Annotated in this window: 22 protein-coding genes, 1 tRNA gene and 2 pseudogenes; 18 read left to right on the plus strand and 7 right to left on the minus strand. The window is 61.4% G+C overall.

Going from position 1 to position 23,653, the window contains the following annotated elements; all coding sequences use genetic code 11:
- Nucleotides 1–30 precede the first annotated feature (30 nt).
- The 9 genes from RM533_RS10335 (at nt 31) to RM533_RS10375 (ending at nt 8,384) form a co-directional block, all read left to right on the plus strand.
- A complete protein-coding gene (locus tag RM533_RS10335) occupies nt 31–1,095 on the plus strand; it encodes a Glu/Leu/Phe/Val family dehydrogenase (RefSeq protein WP_311341153.1) in 1,065 nt (354 codons plus the stop codon).
- A gap of 93 nt (nt 1,096–1,188) precedes the next feature.
- Nucleotides 1,189–1,917 (plus strand): heme ABC transporter permease CcmC, encoded by a 729-nt coding sequence (gene ccmC, locus RM533_RS10340; RefSeq protein ID WP_311341177.1) that lies wholly within the window; start codon nt 1,189–1,191, stop codon nt 1,915–1,917.
- 34 nt (nt 1,918–1,951) lie between these two features.
- Nucleotides 1,952–2,092, plus strand: a complete 141-nt coding sequence (locus RM533_RS10345) for a hypothetical protein (protein ID WP_311341154.1) — start codon at nt 1,952–1,954, stop codon at nt 2,090–2,092.
- Nucleotides 2,089–2,574 carry a cytochrome c maturation protein CcmE gene (gene ccmE, locus RM533_RS10350; protein WP_311341155.1) on the plus strand — a complete coding sequence of 162 codons (486 nt, stop codon included), beginning with the start codon at nt 2,089–2,091 and terminating at the stop codon, nt 2,572–2,574. The genes RM533_RS10345 and ccmE overlap by 4 nt, the downstream gene beginning before the upstream one ends.
- Nucleotides 2,571–4,526, plus strand: coding sequence for a heme lyase CcmF/NrfE family subunit (locus RM533_RS10355; RefSeq protein WP_311341156.1), 1,956 nt, complete (start codon nt 2,571–2,573; stop codon nt 4,524–4,526). Before ccmE ends, RM533_RS10355 begins: the two co-directional genes overlap by 4 nt.
- Nucleotides 4,523–5,110 carry a redoxin domain-containing protein gene (locus tag RM533_RS10360; protein ID WP_311341157.1) on the plus strand — a complete coding sequence of 196 codons (588 nt, stop codon included), beginning with the start codon at nt 4,523–4,525 and terminating at the stop codon, nt 5,108–5,110. The genes RM533_RS10355 and RM533_RS10360 overlap by 4 nt, the downstream gene beginning before the upstream one ends.
- Nucleotides 5,110–5,574 (plus strand): cytochrome c-type biogenesis protein, encoded by a 465-nt coding sequence (locus tag RM533_RS10365; protein WP_311341178.1) that lies wholly within the window; start codon nt 5,110–5,112, stop codon nt 5,572–5,574. Before RM533_RS10360 ends, RM533_RS10365 begins: the two co-directional genes overlap by 1 nt.
- Nucleotides 5,575–5,584: 10 nt before the next feature.
- Nucleotides 5,585–6,328 (plus strand): tetratricopeptide repeat protein, encoded by a 744-nt coding sequence (locus RM533_RS10370; RefSeq protein ID WP_311341158.1) that lies wholly within the window; start codon nt 5,585–5,587, stop codon nt 6,326–6,328.
- A 127-nt stretch (nt 6,329–6,455) separates the two neighbouring features.
- Nucleotides 6,456–8,384 (plus strand): potassium transporter Kup, encoded by a 1,929-nt coding sequence (locus RM533_RS10375; protein ID WP_311341159.1) that lies wholly within the window; start codon nt 6,456–6,458, stop codon nt 8,382–8,384.
- 4 nt (nt 8,385–8,388) lie between these two features.
- On the opposite strand, the gene RM533_RS10380 is transcribed toward RM533_RS10375, so the two are convergent.
- The 4 genes from RM533_RS10380 to dapF are packed head-to-tail and all read right to left on the minus strand — an operon-like array spanning nt 8,389 to nt 11,982.
- Entirely contained in the window at nt 8,389–9,042 is a 654-nt protein-coding gene (locus tag RM533_RS10380) for an inner membrane-spanning protein YciB (protein WP_311341160.1), read from the minus strand.
- On the minus strand, nt 9,042–9,962 hold the full coding sequence (ftsY, locus tag RM533_RS10385; protein ID WP_311341161.1) for a signal recognition particle-docking protein FtsY: 921 nt from the start codon (nt 9,960–9,962) through the stop codon (nt 9,042–9,044). Before ftsY ends, RM533_RS10380 begins: the two co-directional genes overlap by 1 nt.
- On the minus strand, nt 9,959–11,170 hold the full coding sequence (locus RM533_RS10390) for a MiaB/RimO family radical SAM methylthiotransferase (protein WP_311341162.1): 1,212 nt from the start codon (nt 11,168–11,170) through the stop codon (nt 9,959–9,961). Before RM533_RS10390 ends, ftsY begins: the two co-directional genes overlap by 4 nt.
- A complete protein-coding gene (dapF, locus tag RM533_RS10395; RefSeq protein WP_311341179.1) occupies nt 11,167–11,982 on the minus strand; it encodes a diaminopimelate epimerase in 816 nt (271 codons plus the stop codon). The genes RM533_RS10390 and dapF overlap by 4 nt, the downstream gene beginning before the upstream one ends.
- A gap of 245 nt (nt 11,983–12,227) precedes the next feature.
- On the opposite strand from dapF, the gene ffh reads away from it, so the two are divergent.
- The 7 genes from ffh (at nt 12,228) to RM533_RS10430 (ending at nt 19,530) form a co-directional block, all read left to right on the plus strand.
- Complete coding sequence (gene ffh / locus RM533_RS10400; protein ID WP_311341163.1) at nt 12,228–13,667, plus strand: signal recognition particle protein; 1,440 nt, start codon at nt 12,228–12,230, stop codon at nt 13,665–13,667.
- Nucleotides 13,668–13,708: 41 nt separating this feature from the next.
- A complete protein-coding gene (gene rpsP / locus RM533_RS10405) occupies nt 13,709–14,197 on the plus strand; it encodes a 30S ribosomal protein S16 (RefSeq protein WP_311341164.1) in 489 nt (162 codons plus the stop codon).
- 3 nt (nt 14,198–14,200) lie between these two features.
- Nucleotides 14,201–14,689, plus strand: coding sequence for a ribosome maturation factor RimM (gene rimM, locus RM533_RS10410; protein WP_311341165.1), 489 nt, complete (start codon nt 14,201–14,203; stop codon nt 14,687–14,689).
- Nucleotides 14,690–14,716: 27 nt separating this feature from the next.
- Nucleotides 14,717–15,448, plus strand: coding sequence for a tRNA (guanosine(37)-N1)-methyltransferase TrmD (gene trmD / locus RM533_RS10415; RefSeq protein WP_311341166.1), 732 nt, complete (start codon nt 14,717–14,719; stop codon nt 15,446–15,448).
- A gap of 12 nt (nt 15,449–15,460) precedes the next feature.
- Nucleotides 15,461–15,835: a 50S ribosomal protein L19 gene (gene rplS, locus RM533_RS10420; RefSeq protein ID WP_311341167.1), complete on the plus strand. Its 375-nt coding sequence runs from the start codon at nt 15,461–15,463 to the stop codon at nt 15,833–15,835.
- A 138-nt stretch (nt 15,836–15,973) separates the two neighbouring features.
- Nucleotides 15,974–18,352, plus strand: a complete 2,379-nt coding sequence (locus RM533_RS10425) for a S9 family peptidase (RefSeq protein ID WP_432265059.1) — start codon at nt 15,974–15,976, stop codon at nt 18,350–18,352.
- 77 nt (nt 18,353–18,429) lie between these two features.
- A complete protein-coding gene (locus tag RM533_RS10430; protein WP_311341181.1) occupies nt 18,430–19,530 on the plus strand; it encodes a branched-chain amino acid aminotransferase in 1,101 nt (366 codons plus the stop codon).
- 31 nt (nt 19,531–19,561) lie between these two features.
- On the opposite strand, the gene RM533_RS10435 is transcribed toward RM533_RS10430, so the two are convergent.
- Nucleotides 19,562–20,596, minus strand: a complete 1,035-nt coding sequence (locus RM533_RS10435) for a DNA topoisomerase IB (RefSeq protein ID WP_311341168.1) — start codon at nt 20,594–20,596, stop codon at nt 19,562–19,564.
- 131 nt (nt 20,597–20,727) lie between these two features.
- On the opposite strand from RM533_RS10435, the gene RM533_RS10440 reads away from it, so the two are divergent.
- A tRNA-Gln gene (locus RM533_RS10440) sits at nt 20,728–20,802 on the plus strand.
- 412 nt (nt 20,803–21,214) lie between these two features.
- Here RM533_RS10440 and RM533_RS13710 read toward each other — a convergent pair.
- Both RM533_RS13710 and RM533_RS10445 read right to left on the minus strand, forming a co-directional pair.
- Nucleotides 21,215–21,352: pseudogene (locus RM533_RS13710) on the minus strand (transposase); the annotation flags it as partial.
- A gap of 95 nt (nt 21,353–21,447) precedes the next feature.
- Nucleotides 21,448–22,206, minus strand: a pseudogene (locus tag RM533_RS10445) (IS5 family transposase).
- A 1,048-nt stretch (nt 22,207–23,254) separates the two neighbouring features.
- Here RM533_RS10445 and RM533_RS10450 point away from each other — a divergent pair.
- Nucleotides 23,255–23,653, plus strand: a 399-nt coding sequence (locus RM533_RS10450; protein ID WP_311341169.1) for a TonB-dependent receptor plug domain-containing protein, incomplete at its 3' end; no start/stop codon positions are given.

A 23,653-nucleotide genomic window follows, 5' to 3' on the forward strand; every position in this document is an offset into this window, starting at 1 on the left:
CAGGCGCGCTGCCGCACGTCCTCCGGAGACATGCTGATGTGGAATAATCCCGCCTTCGACGATCATGAGAAGGTGACGCTGATCCACGATGTCAGAAGCGGGCTTGCCGCAGTGATCGCGCTTCATTCGACGCATCTTGGACCCGGTGCCGGCGGCACGCGGTTCTGGCACTACCCCGATCGTGACGATGCAGTGACAGACGCGCTGCGCCTTTCCCAGGGCATGAGCTACAAGAACGCAATGGCCGACCTGCCCATGGGTGGCGGCAAGGCAGTGATCATTGCCGATGCGCAAGCAACAAAGACGCCGGAGATGCTGGCCGCCTTCGGCAAGGCGGTAGAGGCTCTGGGCGGGCAGTATGTTACCGCCGAGGATGTCGGCATGTCCGAGCAGGACATGGTCCGGATCGCCGCACACACCACTCATGTAACGGGCCTTCCGGTACAGGGCGAACACAGCGCGGGCGGCGATCCGTCGCCGTTCACGGCCATGGGAATCTACCTTGGACTTGCGGCCGCAGTGCAGCATCGGCTGGGCAGGGAAGATCTGGCCGGTGTTCATGTCGTGATACAGGGGACAGGCAGCGTGGGCGGGCGGCTGGCGCGTCTGCTTGCCCGTGACGGCGCCCGGCTCACGCTGGGTGACGTGGATGCAAAGCGTGCACAGGCCTTGGCTGCGGAACTGGGCGCGGAGGCAGTATCCGCCGATCGCATCATGAGCGTTCCGTGCGACGTGTTCAGCCCCAACGCCCTCGGCGCGATCCTCGACGATCATGGCATCGAACAGCTCAGGACGCAGATTGTCGCAGGCGGAGCAAACAACCAGCTGGCGCGGCCCGAGCATGGCCGCATACTGGAGGAAAACGGCGTTCTCTACACTCCGGACTATGTTCTGAACGCAGGCGGCATCATTTCGGTCGCAATCGAATACCTTGCCCGACAGGACGGGCGCATTGCCGAACGTGAGGAAGTGGTAGGCAGGATCGAGCAGATCCCGAACCGGCTTCGCGAGATCTGGAGCGAAAGTGAAAGCACCGGCAGAACTCCGTCCGCTGTTGCCGATGCAATGGCGCGGGCGCGGCTGGGACGCGCCTGACAATCGGCATGAAGGCCGGCATTTCCTTGCAAGATCCCGATTCTACGGGTTGCAGCTTTGGCCCGGCGCTGTCAAAGCATGGCTGGATACGACATGCACGGTTTTGCCAATCCCGCCCGGTTCTTGCGCATGGCCCGCTGGCTGACTCCTTTGCTGCTTGTGGCAGGTCTGGTGCTGACGGCGGTCGCCATGTTCTGGGGCGTCTTTGCCACACCGGCGGACCGGCTGATGGGCGAGACGGTGCGTATTCTCTACCTCCATGTTCCCGCTGCCTGGCTGGGCATGGGCGGCTGGACCATGATCGCGATTGCCAGCGTGGTCGAACTGGTATGGCGTCACCCTCTGGCGGCGATTGCGGCACGCGCGGCGGCCGTACCTGGCGCGGTGTTTACCGCTGTTTGCCTGGTAACCGGCTCCATCTGGGGCAGGCCGGCATGGGGAACATGGTGGGTATGGGACGGCCGGCTTACCTCGATGCTTGTGCTGCTGTTCCTCTACTTTGGCTATCTCGCGCTCGCGGGCGCAGCGCAGCGCGATATGTCGGCGGGTGCTGGCGGCAACCGGGTGACGGCAATTTTCGGGCTTGTCGGCGCGGTCAATATTCCCATCATCAACCGGTCGGTGATCTGGTGGAACTCGCTGCATCAGCCGCCAAGCATCACCTTGGGCAATTCGGCCATCGACACCGTGTTTCTCTTGCCGCTCCTGCTGGCAACGCTCGGATTTTCGCTGTTGTTTGCAGGAATAGTGCTGGCGCGCATGCGCACCTTGCTGGCGCAGGTCCAGACAGAAGCACGCCTGCGCCGCAGGGCGTTATCGTAAGGCAAGGGCATTGCAGGATGGCAGGATGCGCATCATGAACGAAGGTCTGCAGCATTGGCCTTTTGTCATTGCCGCCTACGCGATCGGTGTCTGTGCAACACTGGCCATGGTTGCATGGAGCTGGTTCGGCATGAAACGCGCTGAACAGCGCCGGGAAGAGGTGCGCCGCAAATGACGGGACTTGCGGCAACACGCCTGCGGCCCAAGCATCAGCGGCTGGTGTTGCTGATCGTCGCTGTTTTCGTGCTCATCGCAGCAGGGCTGCTGGCGGCCTATGCGCTGCGCAATCAGGCAAGCTATTTCTATGTTCCAAGTGACATGCTCGCAGCGTCACCTACGCCCGATCAGGCAGTCAGGCTGGGCGGCATGGTGCAGGAAGGCTCGCTGGTCACGCAGGCCGACGGGGTAACCGTCCGCTTCCTGGTCGGCGACGGCACCGCGATTGTTCCGGTGCAGTATTCCGGCATCACGCCTGACCTGTTTGTCGAAGGTTCGGGAGTCGTCGCTGAAGGTCGGCTTTCCGCAGATGGCATTTTCGTTGCCGATAATCTGCTCGCCAAGCATGATGAAAATTACGTTCCGCGTGAATTGCAGGACATGACGGACGCGCAGGCTCAAGGTCTGGTCGGGAAAAGCAGGCCGGGAACGAGCGGGTGATTGCAGAAGCCGGTCTTGTCCTGCTGTGGCTCGCGGCGGCGCTGGCGCTACTGCAACTTGTCACAGGAGCATTGGCACTGCGCTCCGCAGGGGCTCCTTACGCAGAGGCGGTGCGGCCTGTGGCGATTGCCCAAGGGGTGTTGGCGACGCTATCGTTCTTCCTGCTGATCTGGCTGTTCTTGCGGACCGATCTGTCCGTGCTGCTGGTGGCCACCAATTCGCACACGCTCAAGCCGCTCATCTTCAAATTTGCCGGATCTTGGGGCAACCACGAAGGTTCAATGCTGCTGTGGGTGGCGGTCATGGCGCTTTCCGGCACGCTTGTGGCGCTGCTTGAAAGAAGGTTGCCCGAACGCACCATGATAGCGACGCTGGCCGCGCAGGCGTTTGTCAGTCTGGGGTTCTACGCGTTCCTGCTATTCTCCTCCAATCCCTTTGAACGGATCAAGCCGGTTCCTACCGAAGGTGCGGGTCTGAACCCGCTGCTCCAGGATATCGGGCTCGCCTTCCATCCACCGACATTATATTTCGGTTACGTCGGTCTGTCGGTGGCATTCAGCTTTGCAGTAGGCGCACTGGTCACGCGGCAGGTCGGCCCTGATTTTGCGCGTGCGATGCGGCCATGGGTGCTGGGTGCCTGGATCTTTCTTACCATCGGCATCACGGCGGGAAGCTACTGGGCGTATTATGAATTGGGCTGGGGTGGCTGGTGGTTCTGGGACCCGGTGGAAAATGCCTCGCTCATGCCATGGCTGGCTGCGACGGCGCTGCTGCATTCGGTCAGCGTGCTTGCCGCGCGCGATGCCCTGCGAATCTGGACGATCATGCTGGGTGTGATCGCGTTTTCCATGTCAATGGTTGGCACGTTCCTCGTGCGGTCGGGCATCCTGACGAGCGTGCATGCCTTTGCCGTCAGTCCGGAGCGAGGCAGTTTCATCCTTGCTTTGCTGTGCATCTACATCGGCGGCGCGCTTGCCCTGTTCGGTTTGCGGGCAAGTACGGTGAACGAAGGCAAGCAGTTTGCATGGTCCAGCCGCGAAGCCAGTCTGGTGTTCAACAATGTCGCACTGACAGCGATACTGGGGATCGTGCTGGTTGGCACGCTGTATCCGCTTGTCACCGAAGCGTTTGGGGTTCGGGTATCGGTCGGGCCACCCTATTTCAATCCGGCCAGCGCGGTGTTTGTCTTTCCCATGCTGGTGGTCATGGCCATTGGTCCGCTGCTGCGCTGGCGCGATGACAGCCTGTCCCGGATTGCCGGGCGGCTGATTGTGCCCTTCGCTGTTCTTGTGCTTACATTGCTAGTCGGTTGGGTGTTTGCGCCCGATATGGGGCTGCTGCCGCTCGGGGGACTGGCTCTTGCCTTCATGCTGGCGATTGCCAGCCTGCTGCCGCTGGTCCGGCGTGACCTCCGCCGTGCCAAGCTGCCTTTATGGGGCATGGTGATCAGCCATTTCGGCATTGCGGTTGCGCTTGCCGGCATGGCCAGCAACGCTGCCTTTACCACAGAACGACTTGCGGCCACTGCTGTCGGCGACACGCTAATGGTGGGGCCGTGGACTTTGGGCTTGCTGGACATCGAACCTGTTGCCGGACAGAACTGGACCGCGCTGGAGGCCAGGCTGGTCGCTTCCTATCGTGAAGGTCCGCAAATCCTGCTGCATCCACAGTCCCGCAATTTTACCATGCCGCAAATGACCACCAGCGAATCGGCGCTTGTCACCCGATGGAACGGGCAGCTTTATGCGGTACTGGGAGAACAGGCGGATGATGGCCGCTGGCAGTTGCGGGTCTGGTGGAAGCCGTTTGTCCCGCTGATCTGGATCGGTGGCCTGCTCGTCGCACTTGGCGGCGCAATCGCTCTGGCTGGGCGGGTTACGGAAGATGTGAAGCGTCGCGCGATCGGTCAGCGCATTGCCGAACGGCGCCAGGATAGCGCGGCGTTGGCATGAAGGCGGGCCGGCACAGCGGCCGCGGCTGGGCAGTCTGGCTGCCGCTGGCACTGTTCGCCGGCTTCATTGCGCTTGCGTTAAGCGGCCTCTTCGCTCCTGCGGAACGCGATGTGCAAAGCGCCATGATCGGCCGGCCGCTGCCCGAATTTGCCTTGCCGCCGGCACTCGGCGACAAAGCTGACGAGGAACTCGACAGTGCCGTCGGCTTGTCCTCTGCCGCGTTTGGTGCTGGTCAACCGCGTCTGCTCAACATTTTTGCCAGCTGGTGCGTGCCTTGTGCAGTCGAAGCGCCGCAGCTTTCCACGCTGGCGCAGGAAGGCATCGCGATCGATGGCATCGCGATCCGCGACCGCCGTGAAGATATCGCAGCGTTCCTTGATGCACATGGCAACCCTTACCGTACGATCGGCAAGGACGATGTCAGCAAGGTGCAGCTGGCCATCGGCTCTTCAGGAGTGCCGGAAACCTTTGTCGTGGATGGCGCCGGCATTATCCGGTATCAGCATATCGGGCCGATCATGGATCGTGACATACCCCGGATCATTTCGGAATGGCGCAAAGCGAAAAGGCCGCTGCCGGCATGATGCCCCGCTCGCCGCTTCGGCTGCCGCGCAGTCTGCGCCAGGCTCTTTCATGCGCGCTACTGCTGTCGCTCCCTGGCGGCACGGATGTGCTGGCGCAGCAAAGCTTGCCGCCGGCACCCTACGCTTATGTTCAGCTCGAAGATCCCATGGCCGAGGCGCAGGCACAAACGCTGATGGAAAGCCTGCGCTGCCTCACCTGCCAGAGCCAGTCCATCGCCGATTCCGACGCTCCCATGGCCGGAGACATGCGAAACGAAGTGCGTAGCAGGATCGCGGCGGGGGAGGACCCGGAGGCGATCCGCGCGTGGCTGATGGAGCGATACGGCGATTATGTCAGCTACAAGCCAGTGGTGAACCCCTCCACATGGCCGTTGTTTGCTGCTCCCTTGTTGCTGATCCTGCTTGCGGTACTGCTGTTGCGGCGGCGGTTTCGCAAGGCGAACGTCGGATCGAGCGAACCGTGAGCCTGTTCAGATGGGTCTGATCCTCGCCGTCGCGCTGGGGCTTGCGTCCTTTGCCATCATGGTCCTTGTCCTGAAGCTGCCGCGCAGGCTGTGGGAAGTCACAGGCGCTGCAATCGTGATCGGCCTTGCCGGTTATGCCGCACAAGGCAGCCCCGGTTTTGCAGGATCGCCCGGCGCAATTCGCGAGACAGTCACTACCGACCTTGATGGAGCAGTGGAGCTGCGCAAGGCATTGGGCGGTGGAGAAATTTCGGGTTCCGCTTTCCTCATTACCGCCGACGCGCTTGCCCGCCGGGGACAGTTCGGCACGGCGGCGGGGCTGTTGCGTGGCGCAATCCGGCAGTCGCCTGACGATGCGGATCTGTGGCTGGCGCTGGGCAACGCGCTGGTTGGTCATACCGACGGCGTCATCACACCTGCTGCGCTTCTGGCATACAAGCGCGCCGCGGAAATTGCGCCTGATCATCCTGGCCCCCCATTTTTCACCGGCCTGGCGCTCGCCCAATCGGGCCGGTTCGCCGATGCCAGAGCGATCTGGGCAGAGCTGCTGGCCAAGCCGGGCGACGCCGATGCTGCGTGGAAAGCGGATCTTGCGTCAAGGGTGAAGCAGTTGGACATGATCCTCGCGCTCCAGAGACAGGGGTCGGCCCAAGCACAGGGGCAGGAGCAGGAGCAGGCTTTGGAACCGCTACAATCGCCGGGCCCGAAGCAGGCAAGCCCGATACAAGCTCCGGCGGCACCGCCTCCTCGCTGACCTTTGGTGCTCCGATGGCCGATCTGCTTGCCGGGCCTGAAGGCTGCTGCTAAGCGGCTCAGCGCGCTGCTGCAGGGCCAAGCTTAGGTTCTGCGGTGCGATACAGCCTTGGGGGCATTGAACACCGATGAGCGATATCGTCCGCGACGAGACAGTCTCAACATTGCCCGCAGGCCTGCCGGCGGACCAGCATCGGGCGCACGAGAAGAACGTGCTCAAGCTGGCGGTCGGCGCGATTGGCGTGGTGTTCGGCGATATCGGCACCAGCCCGCTTTATGCCATGCGCGACACCTTTGCCGGGCATCATCCCCTTCCGCTCGATGAATTGCATGTGTTCGGCATCATCAGCCTCATGTTCTGGTCGATGATCATCATCGTGACGGTCAAATATGTCACCATCATCATGCGCGCCGACAACCGCGGTGAAGGTGGCAGCCTGGCGCTTATTGCCCTGATCCAGGGCGCGCTGCGCAAGGACAAGCGCGGCACCCGTTACGTCGTGTTGATGGGCGTGTTCGCCACCGCGCTGTTCTACGGCGATTCCATGATTACGCCGGCGGTGTCGGTGATGGGCGCGATCGAGGGGCTGGCGGTCTATTCGCCGGGCCTGAAGGATGTCGTCGTGCCGATCGTGATGGTCATCATCGTCGGGTTGTTCTTCATCCAGTCGCGCGGTACCGCGCGGGTTGCGCGCCTGTTCGGCCCGGTCATGCTGGTCTATTTCGCCACCATTTCGGTGCTGGGCATTGCCAGCATCGTGCGCATGCCCGAGGTTCTGGCCGCGCTTTCACCGCATTACGCCATCACCATGTTCATCGCCGATCCCTTGCGCGGCTTTCTTGCCATGGGCGCGGCGGTTCTGGCCGTGACCGGGGCAGAGGCGCTGTATGCCGACATGGGCCATTTCGGTCGGCCACCGATCCGGGTTTCATGGCTGGTGTTCGTGCTGCCGGCGCTGACCATCAACTATCTGGGGCAGGCTGCCTTACTGCTGCGCAACCCGGCCGCTCTTGAAAGTCCGTTCTATTATCTTGCGCCACAATGGTTTCAGTGGCCGCTGCTCCTCATCGCTTCGATGGCGGCTGTCATTGCGAGCCAGGCGGTGATATCAGGCGCCTTCTCCGTGACGCAGCAGGCAATACAGCTGGGTTTCGTGCCGCGCATGACGATCAAGCACACGTCGGAAACCGCCGGACAGATCTTTATCCCGGTGGTGAACTGGGCGTTGATGATCGCAGTGCTCGTGCTGGTGGCGGTGTTCCAGCGTTCCTCGAACCTGACCGCTGCCTACGGCATCGCAGTGACAGGCGCGATGCTGATCGACAATTTCCTGCTGGCCGTCGTCCTGCGCAAGCTGTGGAACTGGAGTTGGTGGAAAGCGGCGCCTTTGCTGACGCTGTTCTTCGTGCTCGACATTGCCTATCTGGCCGCCAATCTCACCAAGATTCCCGATGGCGGCTGGGTGCCGCTGGTGATGGGGCTCATCATCTTCACCATGCTGACGACGTGGAACCGCGGCCGTGCGCTGATGCGGCAGAACATGGCGGTGGAATCCATTCCGCTGGGCGTATTTGCCAAATCGGCGCACAATTCTGCAGCACGGGTGCCGGGCACTGCCGTGTTCATGGCTTCAGCCCATGCCGGCGTGCCATCGGCGCTGCTGCATAACATCAAGCACAACAAGGTTCTGCACGAACGCGTGGTGGTGTTGACCGTGGTCATCGAGGATGTGCCTTACGTGGCCGATACACATCGTTCGTCGGTCGAGCAGTTCGGCGAGAGTTTCTACCGCGTGAAGCTGCATTTCGGCTTCCTGGAGGAAACCGACGTGCCGCGCGCATTGATGGAGGTGCGCATGTGCGGCGAAACGTTCGACATGATGCAAACGAGCTTCTTCCTGTCACGCCAGACGCTGCTGAGCGCAGACAAACCCGGCATGGCGTTGTGGCGCGAGAAGCTGTTTGCCTGGATGCTGCGCAATGCGGCCAGCGCGATGGAGTTCTTCCGCCTGCCGACCAACCGGGTGGTGGAACTGGGCAGTCAGCTCAAGATCTGAACCGTCATTCCCCGGTCGGCGGCTGCTTGGTCAGCGCTTCGGCCTCCTGCTCCTTGCCCAGCCCCTCACGCATCATCATCGGCAGCTGGGTGAAGGTGAACAGGAACGACAGCGGCAGGAATACCCACAGCTTGGCCGCAAGCCAACCATCGAAGCTCAGCGTCTGGCGCAGCACTTCATTCAGCGCGCCCAGAAAAATGAAATAAACGCCCCAGTTGCGCGACAGCAGCATCCAGCCGCGATCGGACAACCCCTCGAACGCGGCATCGAGCAAAGTGCGCAGCAAAGCTTTGCCGCGCCACACGCCGATCAACAGCGCTGCAGCGAACAAGGCATAGATGATGGTCGGTTTCACCTGCACGAACACCGGATCCTGGAACAGGATGGTCAACCCGCCAAAAAACACGATGAGAGCGGTTGAAAGCATCAGCATGGGCGTCACGTGGCCCAGTTTCCACTTGGATAATGCAAGCGCGATGAGGGCTGCGACGATGAACGCACCAGTGCCCTTCACCACCGCGAACACTTCACCGACCGCATCATTGTCGCCGTCGGGGCTGTAATAGCGATAGACAAGGAAAAAGATCAGCAGCGGCCCGTAATCGACCGCGATGTTCAACCAGCCCGATCTGGCCTTTTCCTGACTTTGCTGCGCCATCATGCCACTCCTGCGATAACCCGCGCGACAAGGTCGGCATCGAAGGGGCGCAGATCGTCGAGCTGCTCCCCCACTCCGATTGCATGGATGGGCAGCGCGAACTTCTGTGCCGCTGCAACCAGCACACCGCCGCGTGCGGTGCCGTCAAGCTTGGTCATGATCAATCCCGTCACTCCGGCCATCTGCTGGAAGACCTCCACCTGCTGCAAGGCATTCTGTCCGTTGGTGGCATCCAGCACCAGCACCACATCATGCGGCGCTTCGGGGTTGAGGCGGCCAAGCACCTTGCGAATCTTGGTAAGCTCATCCATCAGTTCGCGCCGGTTCTGCAGCCTCCCGGCGGTGTCCACGATGAGCGCATCAATGCCGCGCTGCGTCGCTTCCTTGACTGCGTCGAACACCACGCTGGCAGGATCGCCGCCTTCGGGTCCTGTCACAATGTCGATGTTCAGCCGTTGCGCCCAGATTTTCAGCTGACCGATCGCGGCGGCGCGGAATGTATCACCCGCAGCCAGCATGACGGAGTAATCCTGTTCCTGGAACAGATGCGCCAGCTTGGCGATGGTTGTCGTCTTGCCCGACCCGTTCACGCCAATGACGAGAATGACCTGCGGGCGGGGGAAGGCCACGATATCGAGCGGTTTTGCCACAGGCCGCAAGATGCTGGCGATTTCTTCTGCAACCACCAGTCGGATCGCCTGTTCATCGGCGCCGCTGTCAAACTGGTGTTCGGCAATCCTTTCCCGGATGCGCAGAGCCGCAGCAGGACCAAGATCAGACATGATCAGCGCGTCCTCCAGTTCGTCGAGCTGCGCGTCGGTCAGCCGGGTCTTGCCCACGATCCCGGCAAGGTTCAGCGACAGGCGGGCCGATGTCTTGCGAAATCCGCCGAGAATGCGGTCAGACCAGCTTTGCGTCATGCAACACTCCCCAGCAACAGCCCGTCTTCGACAGCGGTGGCCGTTAATTCGATGATGGTGCCCGCAGCGACCCCGGCCGGCAGGCGGAAGCGGGCAAAGTTTTCCGCATGACCGGTGCCATCGCCCTCGGCGAGGACGACATGCCGGGTATTGACCAGCGTTTGCAGCCATGCGGCCCGTTCGTTGGCAATTGCCTCGCGCAATTGTGCCGCGCGCGCCTTGATGTCGACTTGATCGACCTGCGGCATGCGTGCAGCAGGCGTGCCGGGCCGGGGTGAGAACGGGAAGACATGGCCGTGCACGATCCGGCATTCGCGCACGATCGCCAGCGTCGCTTCATGCATGGCGCGTGTCTCGGTCGGAAACCCTGCAATCAGATCGGCGCCGATCGCAATGTTGGGACGTGCCTTTTGCAAGCGTTCGGTCAGCGCAATGGCATCGGACCGGCTGTGGCGACGCTTCATCCGCTTAAGGATCATGTCGTCGCCTGACTGAAGCGACAGGTGGACGTGCGGCATCATGCGCGGCTCCTGCATGAAAAGCTCGATGAGCAGCGGGTCCATCTCGGCCCCATCCACCGAGGAGAGCCGCAGCCGGCGAAGCTCGGGGAAGGCATCCAGGATCGCCGCAGCCAGTTTGCCCAGAGAAGGCGCGTTAGCAAGGTCGTGCCCCCAGGAGGTCACATCCACGCCTGTCAGGACAATTTCCGCTGCGCCTGCGGCAAGGTGATCATCCACCCTTTGCAGCACTTCAACCACCGGCAGTGACCGGCTTGCGCCTCGCCCCTGCGGGATAACGCAGAAGGTACAGGCATGATCACAGCCGTTCTGCACCGCGACAAAGGCGCGGGTGTGTGCCCGATTGCGCGGCTGGATACCGGCACCGGCGGGCGGCGGCGACAGGTTCCAGCTTCTCGCGTCGAGCTTCGCGGCATTGGGGATGATGCCGTCTACCTCGTCCATTGCGCCAATCGCCTTGCGGTCGATCTCGGCCGCGCAACCTGTAACCAGCAGGCGTGCGTCGGGATGGTCACGACGCAGGCGGCGGATGGCCCGGCGGGTCTGGCGCACTGCTTCGGCAGTAACTGCGCAGCTGTTCACAACGACCGTGCGGCCGCCATCGCCGCCCCGTTCCAGCATGGCGGCGATGAACTCACTTTCGGCAAGATTGAGCCTGCATCCCAAAGTCACGACCTGAGCCTGGCTCATGCGTAATCACCCCAGTCGAACGAGCCGGTAAAGGAAATGGCAGCAGGCCCGCGCATCATTATCGTGTCATCGTCTGCCCATTCGATCGCAAGCACCCCGCCGGGCAAGGACACGCTGGTCTTGCGGTCCACCAGGCCCAGACGCATGGCAGCAACCGCCGTGGCGCACGCACCTGTACCACAGGCACGGGTCAGCCCGGCGCCGCGTTCCCACACGCGCAGGGTGATGGCGTCGCGCGCGTCAACCGCTGCTACATTGACATTGACCCTTTGAGGAAAAAGCGGATCGTTCTCGATCTGCGGACCAAGTTCATGGAGCGGCACTGCCTCTGCGTCGGCAACGAAGAAGACCAGGTGCGGGTTGCCGACATTGACTGCTACGGGCCGGTCGAGGCTATCCCATGCCACGGGCATCGCAAGCGTGTCCATCGCATAGGCGAGCGGGATCGCGCACCAGTCGAACGAGGGCGTGCCCATGTTCACCGCAATCTCGTTCGCCTCGCCATCCGGCCGGATGGAGATCACGCCGCCAAGTGTCTCCAGCGTTGCCGCAGCCTTGAGCAGCAGCCCTACAGCACGCGCAGCGTTGCCACAGGCTTCCACTTCGCTGCCATCGGCATTGATGATCCGCATCTTCCAATCGGCAATCACCGATGCTTCGATCAGCACGATCTGGTCGCAACCGATACCGGTGCGCCGGTCGGCAAGCGCGGTTGCGACACTGCGGGTGAGGGGTGGCAGCACCGCTTCGCGCGCGTCGAACACGACAAAATCATTGCCGAGGCCGTGCATTTTGGTGAAGGGTACGCGCATCGCGCACGCTCTATGCGCAAGCGCTGATTGCGTCCACCCTTGCCAGAGTATCGTCTGCCTCTTGCCGGACAGAAGTGTTTGCCGTAAGAGACTGCCGTTCACGACCCGGCCATGAGTGCCGATCGTGACGATATCGTATGCGCGCTGCATCGCGCTGCGCTGGTTGGCGAGGTTTCGCCCACCGGCGTTTTTCGCGTAAGGTGCTCACGTCCTGCGCAAGGCGCGTGCGTCAGAGGAGTTGCATCATGTTTGAATCGCTGGCCGACCGGCTCAACGGCGTGTTCGATTCGTTGCGTGGTCGCGGCGCCCTGCAGGAGGACGATGTCCGCGCCGCCATGCGCGAGGTCCGGATCGCCCTTCTGGAAGCGGATGTCGCGCTGCCCGTGGTGCGTCGCTTCATCGACAAGGTCACCGAACAGGCCGTCGGCCAGCAGGTGCTGCGGTCCGTCACGCCGGGGCAGCAGGTCATCAAGATCGTCAATGATGCGCTGGTCGAGATGCTGGGCGGCGGGGACGAGGATGCGTCGCGTCTGGACCTCGATGCCAAGCCGCCGGTCGTCATCATGATGGTCGGCTTGCAGGGGTCGGGCAAGACGACCAGCACGGCCAAGATTGCCAAGCGCCTGCGCGAGAAAGAAGGCAAGAAGGTGCTGATGGCGTCGCTCGACGTCAACCGCCCCGCCGCACAGGAACAGCTTGCGGTTCTGGGGCAGCAGGCCGATGTCGCCACGCTTCCCATCGTTGCAGGGCAGCAGCCGGTGGAGATCGCCAATCGCGCGCTTCAGGCGGCCCGGCTGCAAAGCTTTGACGTGCTGATGCTGGACACCGCCGGCCGGTTGCATGTGGATGAAGCCCTGATGGCGGAAATGAAGGCGGTTGCGTCCGTTGCCGTCCCGCGCGAAGTGCTGCTTGTCGTCGATGCCCTGTCCGGACAGGACGCGGTCAATGTCGCGCAGAGCTTTACTGGCGAAGTGCCGCTGACCGGTGTCGTGCTGACCCGGATGGACGGCGATGCGCGTGGCGGCGCCACCCTGTCCATGCGCGCGGTGACGGGCAAGCCAATCAAGTTTGCTGGCACGGGCGAAAAGCTCGACGCGATCGAGGAGTTTCACGCCGTCCGGGTTGCCAACCGTATCCTTGGCATGGGCGATATCGTGTCCATCGTCGAAAAGGCAGCCGAATCGGTCAAGGCCGAGGATGCCGAGCGTCTCGCAAAACGGATGGAGAAGGGCGAATTCGATCTGAACGACCTTCGCATGCAGTTGCAGCAGATGACCAAGATGGGCGGGTTGGGTGCGCTCGCCGGAATGATGCCGGGGATGAAAAAGGCAAAGCAGGCGATGGCCGCGTCCAACATGGACGACCGCGTCTTGCTGCGCATGGATGCAATCATCTCGTCCATGACGCCGGACGAACGGGCCAAGCCGGCCCTGCTGAACGCAAAGCGCAAGCGGCGCGTTGCGGCGGGATCGGGCGTTGAGGTGCAGGACGTGAACAAGGTGCTGAAGATGCACCAGGAAATGTCCAAGGCGATGAAGCAGATCAAGAAGATGGGCGGTCTCAAGGGTCTGGGCGCGCTGTTCGGCAAGGGTGGGCTGGATGCCGCAATGCCGGGGCTTGGCGGCGGAGCAGGTGCGGGTGGGCAATTGCCGCCTGATCTGGCGAAGCTGCTTGGCAACAAATGATCTAACGAATGTATAAATTTAACGAAAGAGGTTGATATACAATGGCAATTTCAATGCGTTTGTCGCGTGGCGGTGCAAAAAAGCGTCCTTATTACCGGATCATTGTTGCCGACAGCCGGTCGTCGCGTGATGGTAAATATCTCGAGCAGGTGGGTATCTACAATCCGCTGCTCGCCAAGGACGATGAAAACCGCGTCAAGTTGACCGAGGATCGCGTGCGCTACTGGCTGGGCGTCGGCGCGCAGCCGAGCGATCGGGTCGCTCGCTTCCTCGACAAGGCGGGCATCAAGGAACGTGCTGCACGCAGCAACCCCAAGAAGGGTGAGCCGGGCGAGAAGGCCAAGGAGCGCGAGGAAGAGCGTGCATCCAAGGCCGCCGAAGCGGCAGAGGCTCTGACCGCAGCGCAGGCAGCAACCCAGAACGCCAATGTCGCCACGCCGAGCGGCGAAGCCGGCGATGCAGGAGAGCCGATTGCGGGCGAGTCCACGCAGGCGCCTGCCGAGGGTGGCGAACAGCCGGCGGAGGCCTGACCCTTGGTGCAGCGCGTCGTCACCCTTGCTGCCGTCACAGGCGCGCATGGGGTGACGGGCGAGGTGCGGCTCAAGCTGTTTGGTGAAGGCGTGGAATCGCTGCGGCGGTTCCGCGTCTTCAACGATGGCGCATTGGCGCTGGTGAAGCTGCGTGAGGATGGCAAGGGCGGGGCAATCGCCCGCTTTGCCGAGATAGCTGATCGCAATGCGGCAGAAGCGCTGCGCGGCAGCGTGCTGACCGTGCCGCGCGAAATGCTGCCCCCGGCCGGCGAGGGCGAATATTATCATGCTGACCTGCTGGGGCTGCGGGTTACCACCACGTCCGGGCAGCCGCTTGGCTCTGTGGTGGCGGTGGAGAATTTCGGCGCCGGAGATGTGGTCGAAATCGAACGCATGAACGGCAAGCGCTTCATGGTGCCGATGACGGCAGAAGCAGTACCCGAATGGGATGAGCTGTGCCTTCAGGTCGCCGACGGCTTTCACGATGACTGATCACCGCATGTGCGGAGCGTCGGCAGGATGAGTTTTGCCGCAACGGTCGTGACGCTTTACCCCGCCATGTTCCCGGGGCCGCTGGGCATGTCGCTCGCTGGCCGGGCACTGGCTACGGGGATTTGGTCGCTGGATACGGTCCAGCTGCGTGATTTTGCACAGGACCGGCATCGCACGGTTGATGATACCCCAGCGGGTGGCGGTGCGGGCATGGTGCTCAAACCCGACGTGCTGGCGCGGGCGATAGATCATGTGCGCGCCACCTCCCCCACAGCGCCGGTGCTGGCGATGACGCCGCGTGGTGCCCCGCTGACGCAGCGCCGCATACGCATGCTGGCGCAGGGGAGCGGCGTCACCGTCTTGTGCGGCAGGTTTGAAGGTTTCGACGAACGGATCTTTGCCGGGCGCCACGTGGAAGAAATCTGCGTCGGCGACGTGGTCCTATCGGGCGGCGAACCGGCGGCGCTGCTGCTGCTGGATGCTTGCATTCGGCTGTTGCGCGGCGTAATGGGCGCGGCGGATAGCGGTGTGGAGGAATCGTTCGAGAACGGCCTTCTGGAGCATCCGCAATATACCCGGCCCGCTGAGTGGGAAGGGCGCACGGTTCCCGAAGTGCTGCGATCGGGGGATCATGCGAAAATCGCCGCCTGGCGTAGACAAAGGGCGGAGGATGACACACGGTTACGCAGGCCGGATCTTTGGGATCGTTATTGTGACGGTCGGATTCAGCCTGCCTCTGGCGCGCGGCACGATGATTGAAAGTACCAGGACATGAACCTGATCCAGCAGCTTGAGGCAGAAGCCATCGAGAGCCTGAAGCAAGGCAAGGAAATCCCGGAATTTCGCGCCGGTGACACCGTTCGCGTCGGCGTGCGCGTGGTCGAGGGTGCGCGTGAGCGTGTGCAGAACTTCGAAGGCGTGTGCATTGCCCGCTCGAACCGCGGCATGGGTTCGAATTTCACCGTGCGCAAGATGAGCTTTGGCGAAGGGGTGGAGCGCGTGTTTCCCCTGTATTCGCCAATCGTGGACGAAATCACCGTGGTGCGCCGCGGCATCGTGCGCCGCGCCAAGCTTTATTATCTGCGTGGACGCACCGGCAAGCGCGCCCGCATCGCGGAGCGCCGGGACGATCGCAAGAACGGCTGATCGCAGCCTGTCTGCTGTGCCTGTGCAAGCATGTTTCGATGGGGCGGTTTCCTTCAGGATGCCGCCCCATGTGGCGTGGCGCAGCACTACGCCGAAGAGGGCATTTGGTGATTGCATTACCGAAAGGAAAAGCCTGACATGGTGCATGCATTCGCCACCGCATTTGCAGGATTTGTGTTGATGGCGTGTGCAGCGCCTGGTGCTAACGCGCAGGACGCCCGGGTGTCCGCCCTCTCGACTGCGCGTTCATCTGGACCGCAACTGCCTGGCCTCGACATGCCGGTACCGCCCGTCGTGCAGCAGCCGCTGACGCTGGAAAGAGTGTTCGCCAGCCCCGCGCTTGACGGGTCTGCGCCGCGCGAGCTGCGCCTGTCTCCTGATGGCAGATATCTGAGCGTGTTGCGGCCCCGGATGGATGATCGCAACAGGTTTGACCTATGGGTGCAGGATCTTGCTACCGGCACCATGTCCATGCTGGTCGATTCGCAAGAACTGGGTGCAGGCCGCGCTTTGTCCGAAGCGGAAAAGATGCAGCGCGAACGCGCCCGGATCGGAGATCTTGCCGGCATTGTTTCCTACAGCTGGAGTGCAGATGGACAGTCGATCCTCGTGCCGCTCGACGGCGATTTGTACCTGGCGCGGCTGGATGGATCGACCCGGCGCCTGACTGACAGTGCGCAGAGCGAGCTCAATCCCGTGCTCAGCCCGCAAGGCACGTTCCTCTCCTTTGTTCGCGATGGACGCCTGTTCGTCGCGCCTGTCGGTGCCGAACCTGCACCCGTGACGCCGGCGCAGGCGAGTACAACGGTGCATTGGGGCGAAGCTGAATTCGTGGCTCAGGAAGAAATGGGACGTGACACCGGGTATTGGTGGTCACCCGACGAAACACAGATTGCCGTCTTGCGGTTCGACGAGGCGCAAGTGGGCATCGTGCAGCGCACCGCCATCGGCGCAGGCAACACACAGGTTTTCGAGCAGCGCTACCCGGCGGCTGGCACACCTAATGTCGCAATCAGTCTGTTTTTTGTAAAACCCGATGGAGCAGGCTTGATAGAAGCACAGCTGGGCGATGATGCCGACATCTATGTCACGCGCGTCGATTGGGCACCGGACTCCAGTGCCGTGTACGTGCAGCGGCAGAACCGCGCCCAGACCAGGATGGATATGCTCCGCGTCGATCCTGGTACTGGGCAAAGCCGCATCCTGTTTAGCGAAACGGCGGCCGACGGGCACTGGTTGAACCAGACATCCAATTACCGGTTCCTTGCGGACGGTTCGATAATCTGGTGGTCCGAACGGGACGGGTTCGGCCATCTCTACCGGTTTGTGGATAGTCAATGGACGCAGCTGACTACAGGCAATTGGGTGGTTACAGATCTCCTCGCGGTGGATGAGGCGCGGCAACGGCTGTGGCTGACCGGAACCCGCGACAATGTGCTCGAAAATCACGTATATTCTGTGGATTACGGACCGGACGTGCGCTCGGAAGCCGGCCAGGAACAGGAACAGGAACAGGAACAGGAACAGGAACAGCAACAGGGCAGCATGCCTGTGCGTCTGACCGAACTGGGGTTTACGCATGACGCGCGCATGGATCGGAGCGCGACAACGCTGATCGTGACGCGATCATCGCCTGTTCAGCCGCCGCAGACCTATCTTGCGGACGCTGCCGGCCAGCGCCTTGCCTGGGTGGCGCAAAACGCGCTGGATGCCGATCACCCCTATGCCCCGCACGCAGCAAGCCATCGAACGCCCGTGTTCGGCACGCTGACAGGCGATGACGGGACAACCCTGCACTATCGCATGATCCTGCCCACGATGGATCCGGATCTGCGATACCCGGTATGGTTTGCCCATTATGGCGGACCGCACGTGCAGGTGGTGACCCATGGCTGGGGTGGCGCGCTGGAACAGGCGATCGTGGATGCAGGATACATCTGGTTCCAGATCGACAACCGGGGCAGCGCCAACCGCGGTGTCGCTTTTGAACGTCCAATTCGGCAGGCAATGGGCACGGTCGAAGTGGCGGATCAGAAAGCGGGTGCGATGTTCCTGCAATCGCGGCCCTATGTAGATGCCGGGCGGATCGCCATCGATGGCTGGTCCTATGGCGGCTATCTTACACTGAAGATGCTGGAGGCGGATCCCGGCCTTTACGCTGCGGGCATCGCTGGCGCGCCGGTTACCCGCTGGGAATTGTACGACACCCACTACACAGAGCGCTACATGGGCGATCCGCGCAAAGTGCCCGAAGCCTACGCAGCGTCCAACACCATTGCGGATGCCGCCCGCATTGCCGATCCACTGCTGCTGATCCACGGCCTGAGCGACGACAATGTCGTGTTCGACCATTCCAGCGCCATGATTTCAGCGCTGCAGAACGCCGGTGTGCCGTTCGACATGATGCTCTACCCCGGTTATACGCACCGGGTGTCAGGTCCCGTCATCTCCGTACATCGGTACGAAACGGCATTACGCTTCCTTGCCGCCAACGCGGTGGAGGGTGGCGGGCAGTAGCATCTGCCCGCTTGCAGGGTGCGCACGCCCGGCCTAATCGGGCCATGACCAAAGCAGTCGCAAGCAGGATCGGACCCATGGTGAACAGCGCCGCGCCCATTTCTTTTCGGACAACGCCGCACCCCGCGCCAGTCCCCGGAGCAACACGCGCAGAGGCAATCGCGGATCCAGGTTTTGGCACGATCTTTACCGACCACATGGTCGTGATCGAATACACTGCGGGCAAAGGCTGGCATGACGCAACGGTCGGGCCAAGGCAGCCGATCCCGCTCGATCCGGCAGCAGCGGTGCTTCATTACGCGCAGGAAATTTTCGAGGGGTTGAAAGCGTACCGGCTTGCCGATGGCGGCATGGCACTGTTCCGGCCAACTGAAAATGCCGCGCGCTTCAACCGATCGGCACAGCGGCTTGCCATGCCAACCCTGCCGCAGGATCTGTTCGTGGAGGCTATCCGCCAGTTGGTCGCGGTGGACAAGGACTGGTTTCCCAGTGTCGAAGGCGGATCGCTCTATATTCGCCCGTTCATGTTTGCGTCCGAGGCGTTCCTGGGCGTGCGCCCCGCGCGGCAGTTCAAATTCGTGGTGATCGCGAGCCCTGTCGGTAATTATTTCAAATCCGGCGCACCAGCCGTTTCGATCTGGATCTCAAGCGATTACGCGCGCGCGGCACCCGGCGGCACCGGAGCAGCGAAGTGCGGCGGCAATTACGCAGCCAGCCTAGTCCCGCAGGCAGAGGCGATCGCGCGCGGTCACGATCAGGTCGTGTTCCTCGACGCTGCTGAACACAAATGGGTGGAGGAACTGGGCGGCATGAACCTGTTCTTCGTCATGGATGATGGGCAGGTCGTCACTCCGCCCCTGACCGGCACCATCCTACCCGGAATTACCCGCGACAGCCTGCTCCAGCTGCTGCGTGACGAAGGCCGCGCCGTAAGCGAGGAGCCTTACAGCGTGCAGCAATGGCAGGACGACGCACGCAGCGGGCGATTGGTGGAATGCTTTGCCTGCGGGACCGCTGCTGTCGTGACGGCAGTGGGCAACGTTGCGGGTGAAGACACGGAATTCACCATCGGATCAGGGCAGGCAGGGCCTTTGACCAACCACCTGCGTGCACAATTGACCGGTATTCAGCGCGGAGAACAGCCGGACCCGCACAGCTGGATCTTGCGGCTGGACTGATGCGCTGCGCATTGCGCTTGCCGGCCAGTGCTCATGCGGCTGTCATCAATTCGGCCGCGGCCGGGCTATCCTCCAGCATGGCGAGCAGCCCGCGCTCCTCACGCGTCAGCCAACGGGTCTTGCGCGGCAGGCGCAAACCTGCGCGCCACTGCGTCTGGCGTTCGACAAGGTCGATCACCGCTGGATGTATATAGCTTTTGCGGGCTACGGCAGGGGTGTTGCCAAGCCTGTCGGACACCACTTCCAGCAGGACTTTTATCGGCAGGTCCTCCTTGCCACTGGCAAGTGTGGCAAAGGCCAGCACGCTTGCATGGAAGGTGCGGAAATTCTTGGCTGTGAAGTCCTCCCCCATCGAATGGCGGATGTAGGCATTCACGTCGCCGGACGTGACCTGATGGTTTTCACCGTCATCATCGACATATTGGAACAATTGCTGCCCAGGAAGATCCTGCACCTCGCTTGCAAATCGAGCGAGGCCCTTGTCCTTCAAAGTAACGTTGCGCAGCTGGCCTGACTTGCCCTTGAACGTCAACCGCATTTCACCGCCTTCGATCCTCACATGGCGGTGGCGAAGCGTGGTTGCGCCGAAGCTCTTGTTCTGCTTGGTGTATTCAGAATTGCCGATGCGGATACGGCCAAGGTCAAGCAGCCGGACGACGCAGGCAACAGCCCGCTCCTGCGTCAGCTGGGGTGCCGCCATGTCAAGCTCCACCCGCTTGCGCAGAAGCGGCAGCAAATTGCCGAAAGCGAGGCACCGGTCGAATTTTTCCCCGTCGCGCATCTCGCGAAACTGGGGGTGGTACCGGTATTGCTTGCGACCACGCGCATCGTAGCCGGTGGCAAGGATATGGCCGTTCGCGGCAGGACAGAACCATGCATCTTCATAGGCTGGCGGCAAGGCAATCGCGTTAAGCCGCGCAATCTCCTGCACATCGGTGATCGGCGTGCCTTCGGCGGCAGAATACACCCATTTGTTGCGGCGGCGCTTGCGTCGGATGCCGGGCAGCGAATCATCGACATAGACAAGGCCATTATCGGCCGCCTGAGATGGTGGAGAGTTCGGCATCGTTTTGCAGAACCTGCAAGCAGGACACAGGTTCCCTTTGCGTGGCACCTGCAGATTACGTCAGCGACCTCAAAATGGCGCGAAACTGGCGCTTTCCTTCCGCGCTGGCGCAGCTATAAGCGCCCTGCAGTTGGGGCGTAGCCAAGCGGTAAGGCACCGGTTTTTGGTACCGGCATGCGCAGGTTCGAATCCTGCCGCCCCAGCCAGTTTTAAGATAAAGCTCAAGAGCCTGAAAAACATCAGTTTTACCTGCGAGTCAAAACCGTGTGTCACCCTGCCGTGGCACCTGATCGCGGTTCCGATATCAACACCATGAATCGGCTACATTCGAGATGCAAGGCGTGCGGCGAACTTTCCATCAGGAATCTGTAACGTCAGTGTGACAGGAGACCCTCGGCATAATGGGCAAACTCACCGTTCCACCCCGACGGGCGACATTCCGAAATGCTTCATTACCTGTTTTGCTGCGCTAGCCAGGTTTTTCTGATCAGGCGGTCGGATAGGGCCGGCACGCGCAATCATATCGTTCAATGCAGCCTCTTCCCAGCCGCCCTCACGCCTGCTGGTCAGCGAGGGCGAAAGTCGACGTAAGATCTTTCACCGCGGCTTTTAAGCGGTCGGCGCATCTCGCCAGCGCAGTCCGTTGCGGCTTACCAAGATGATGCCGCTGACAACCCTCGGATCATCCATTTGCGGTGCGCCAAGCGACGACGGACAATACGGCTCGCCCCGACGGATCTGTGCCTCGCTCATCATGCATGGGTCACTCACCGGCTTAACATCTGGATCATCTCAATGCCGCACCCGCAAATCCTTTAATAGGTCCTGAGTCTAGGCTCAAGACTCGATGATCACAGCCAGAAGATACCGGTTGTGGCGGTGCAAATGGCCAAGAAGAAGGTGTGGACGCACCGGTCATGCGGTATGGATACAGCGTTAGTCTTTGAGGCGGCCGAACATGATCTCGATCTTGTTCCGCTGACGATAGAGCTCGGTGTCGGCAGGGATGGTCACTCGCAGGATCGTCCTGGAGGGGATACAGGCGGTTGTCTTGCGGTCAGCCAACGCAGCGCGGAACCGGTCAGCGTCATAGCCTCGGTCGCCGAGCAGGGTTTTGGCCCTGGGCAGCGCATCAAGCATCAGCGCCCTTGTAGTCGCTCATCTGCCCTTCGCTCAGCGCCATGATCAGCGCCATGATCAGCGGTCGCCCCTTGCCGTCGCAAACGGCGTGAAGCTTAGAGTTCAGGCCGCCCTTAATGCCTCCGATACGGCGGGGAACAGCCCCTTTTTGAGCAGGCTGGCAGCGGTGCGGTGTGCCTTGAGGCGGGTTGCATCGATCATCAGCTGATCGGGCTTTCGGCCTGAGCCGGCGAGTGCCGCGAAGATCTTGTTGATCACGCCGGGCCGGCTCCAGCGGGCTAACCGGTTGTGGATCGTCTTGTGCGACCCGCAAGTGGTTGGCGTATCTCGCCAGCACAGCCCATTGTGGATCACGAAGATGATGCCGCTGACAATCCGTCGGTTATCGACGCGCGGATTTTGTGCGACATTGTAAAATAAGGTTCATTCCGGCGCATCTGCGCCTCGCTCAACATCCATGGGTCACTCACCGGCAGCGCCTCCTGACGCTACCATTTCAATCAGTTCAATGCGCATCCGCAAGCACCGCGATAGGTCGTGAGCCTAGGCATCGTCACTCCCTCATTGCAAGTAAAGCCGAAGGAGCGTCAGGCTTGATCCTGGTGCCATAAGCAAAGGCAATACGCCGGCAAGCAGCGAGATTTCGATCGCAGATCTTCTCAGCCGCCCGCATTGCGCAGCGCACCATTGCTTGGCAGTCATGCACCCGATCGCTGAGGCCAGGCTTGACCGCGATTGGCTTCGATAACGCAGCTTTCGATTCAAAGTCGGTGCATTGGATACGTTCAATGGTCGCAGAAGCCGCTCCAGACTTATTGTGCCGATATCGCGCGCTAGATTGAGCGGCATGTGCGCAATTTGACAGCGATAAGAATGCCAAACAGATGCCATCTGGTTGAAAGCGGATTGGCGATGCGCCAGCCTTCCTCGATTGTGCAGCTGGCGAAAAGACGTGCGCACAGTTCCTTATCGTGAAGATTGACCATACTGTGTAAGATCTTTTTTGATGCCTCGTCCGGCGCAGTGGCAATCTTGCTCGATGTCCGGATAAGCCCAACCTTATGCGGATCGGCAAACCATCGAACACAGAACCTCCGCGCGCACATGATGAGCCAGATGGACTTCGCCAAGCCCGTTGGCCAGCAGCGGAGGCAATATTCGATGCCGTGCCGGCGCACGAGCTCCCGGATTAAAGACCCGCTTCAACGAGAGGTAGAAATTACCCGCATTGCATCAGCCCTGCAGGAAGCCTGAACTTCCTTTGTTGTATTGATGCCATCCAGTTAATGAAAACACCTCACACTGATATTGGCCGAACTGATGGCATGCCAAAATAACATTCTTGCAAAAAAAATATCGTCAGTGTTATGTTGTGAACAACGACGGAGCGTATGACTATCTAATTAGATTGATCAACGCCTGCGGGGGGGCGAAATGGTGAATTATCGTTGGGCTGCAGCTTTGCAGTGCCTATTTTTTGCGAGCACTGCGCATGGTCAGAGCAGCACAGCTGCTCCAGTGGAAACTTCAGCACGTGAAATGGAAGAAGGGGGCGACATAATTGTCACCGCCCGTCGCCGCGAAGAAAGTGCGCAGAAGGTTCCAATCTCTTTGACCGCCTTAAGTGGCGATCAGGTTGCTCCACCTGGAGTTGTAGGATTAACTCAGGTTGCACAGCTTGCACCTAGCCTGCAGCTGACCGCCACGAATGCTCGACAAACCAACATCAACATTCGCGGCCTCGGTGCAACTCCCGCTTTTGCAAGTTTAGGCTTGGAATATGGCGTAGGCGTATATGTCGACCAAGTTTACCTCAGTCGGCCGTCACAGATGGCATTTGATCTCTACGATCTTGAGCGTGTAGAAGTGTTGCGCGGGCCTCAAGGCACGCTTTTCGGTAAAAACACTACGGCGGGT

Source organism: Croceicoccus esteveae, from assembly GCF_031846435.1.
Taxonomy (GTDB): Bacteria; Pseudomonadota; Alphaproteobacteria; order Sphingomonadales; family Sphingomonadaceae; genus Croceicoccus; species Croceicoccus esteveae.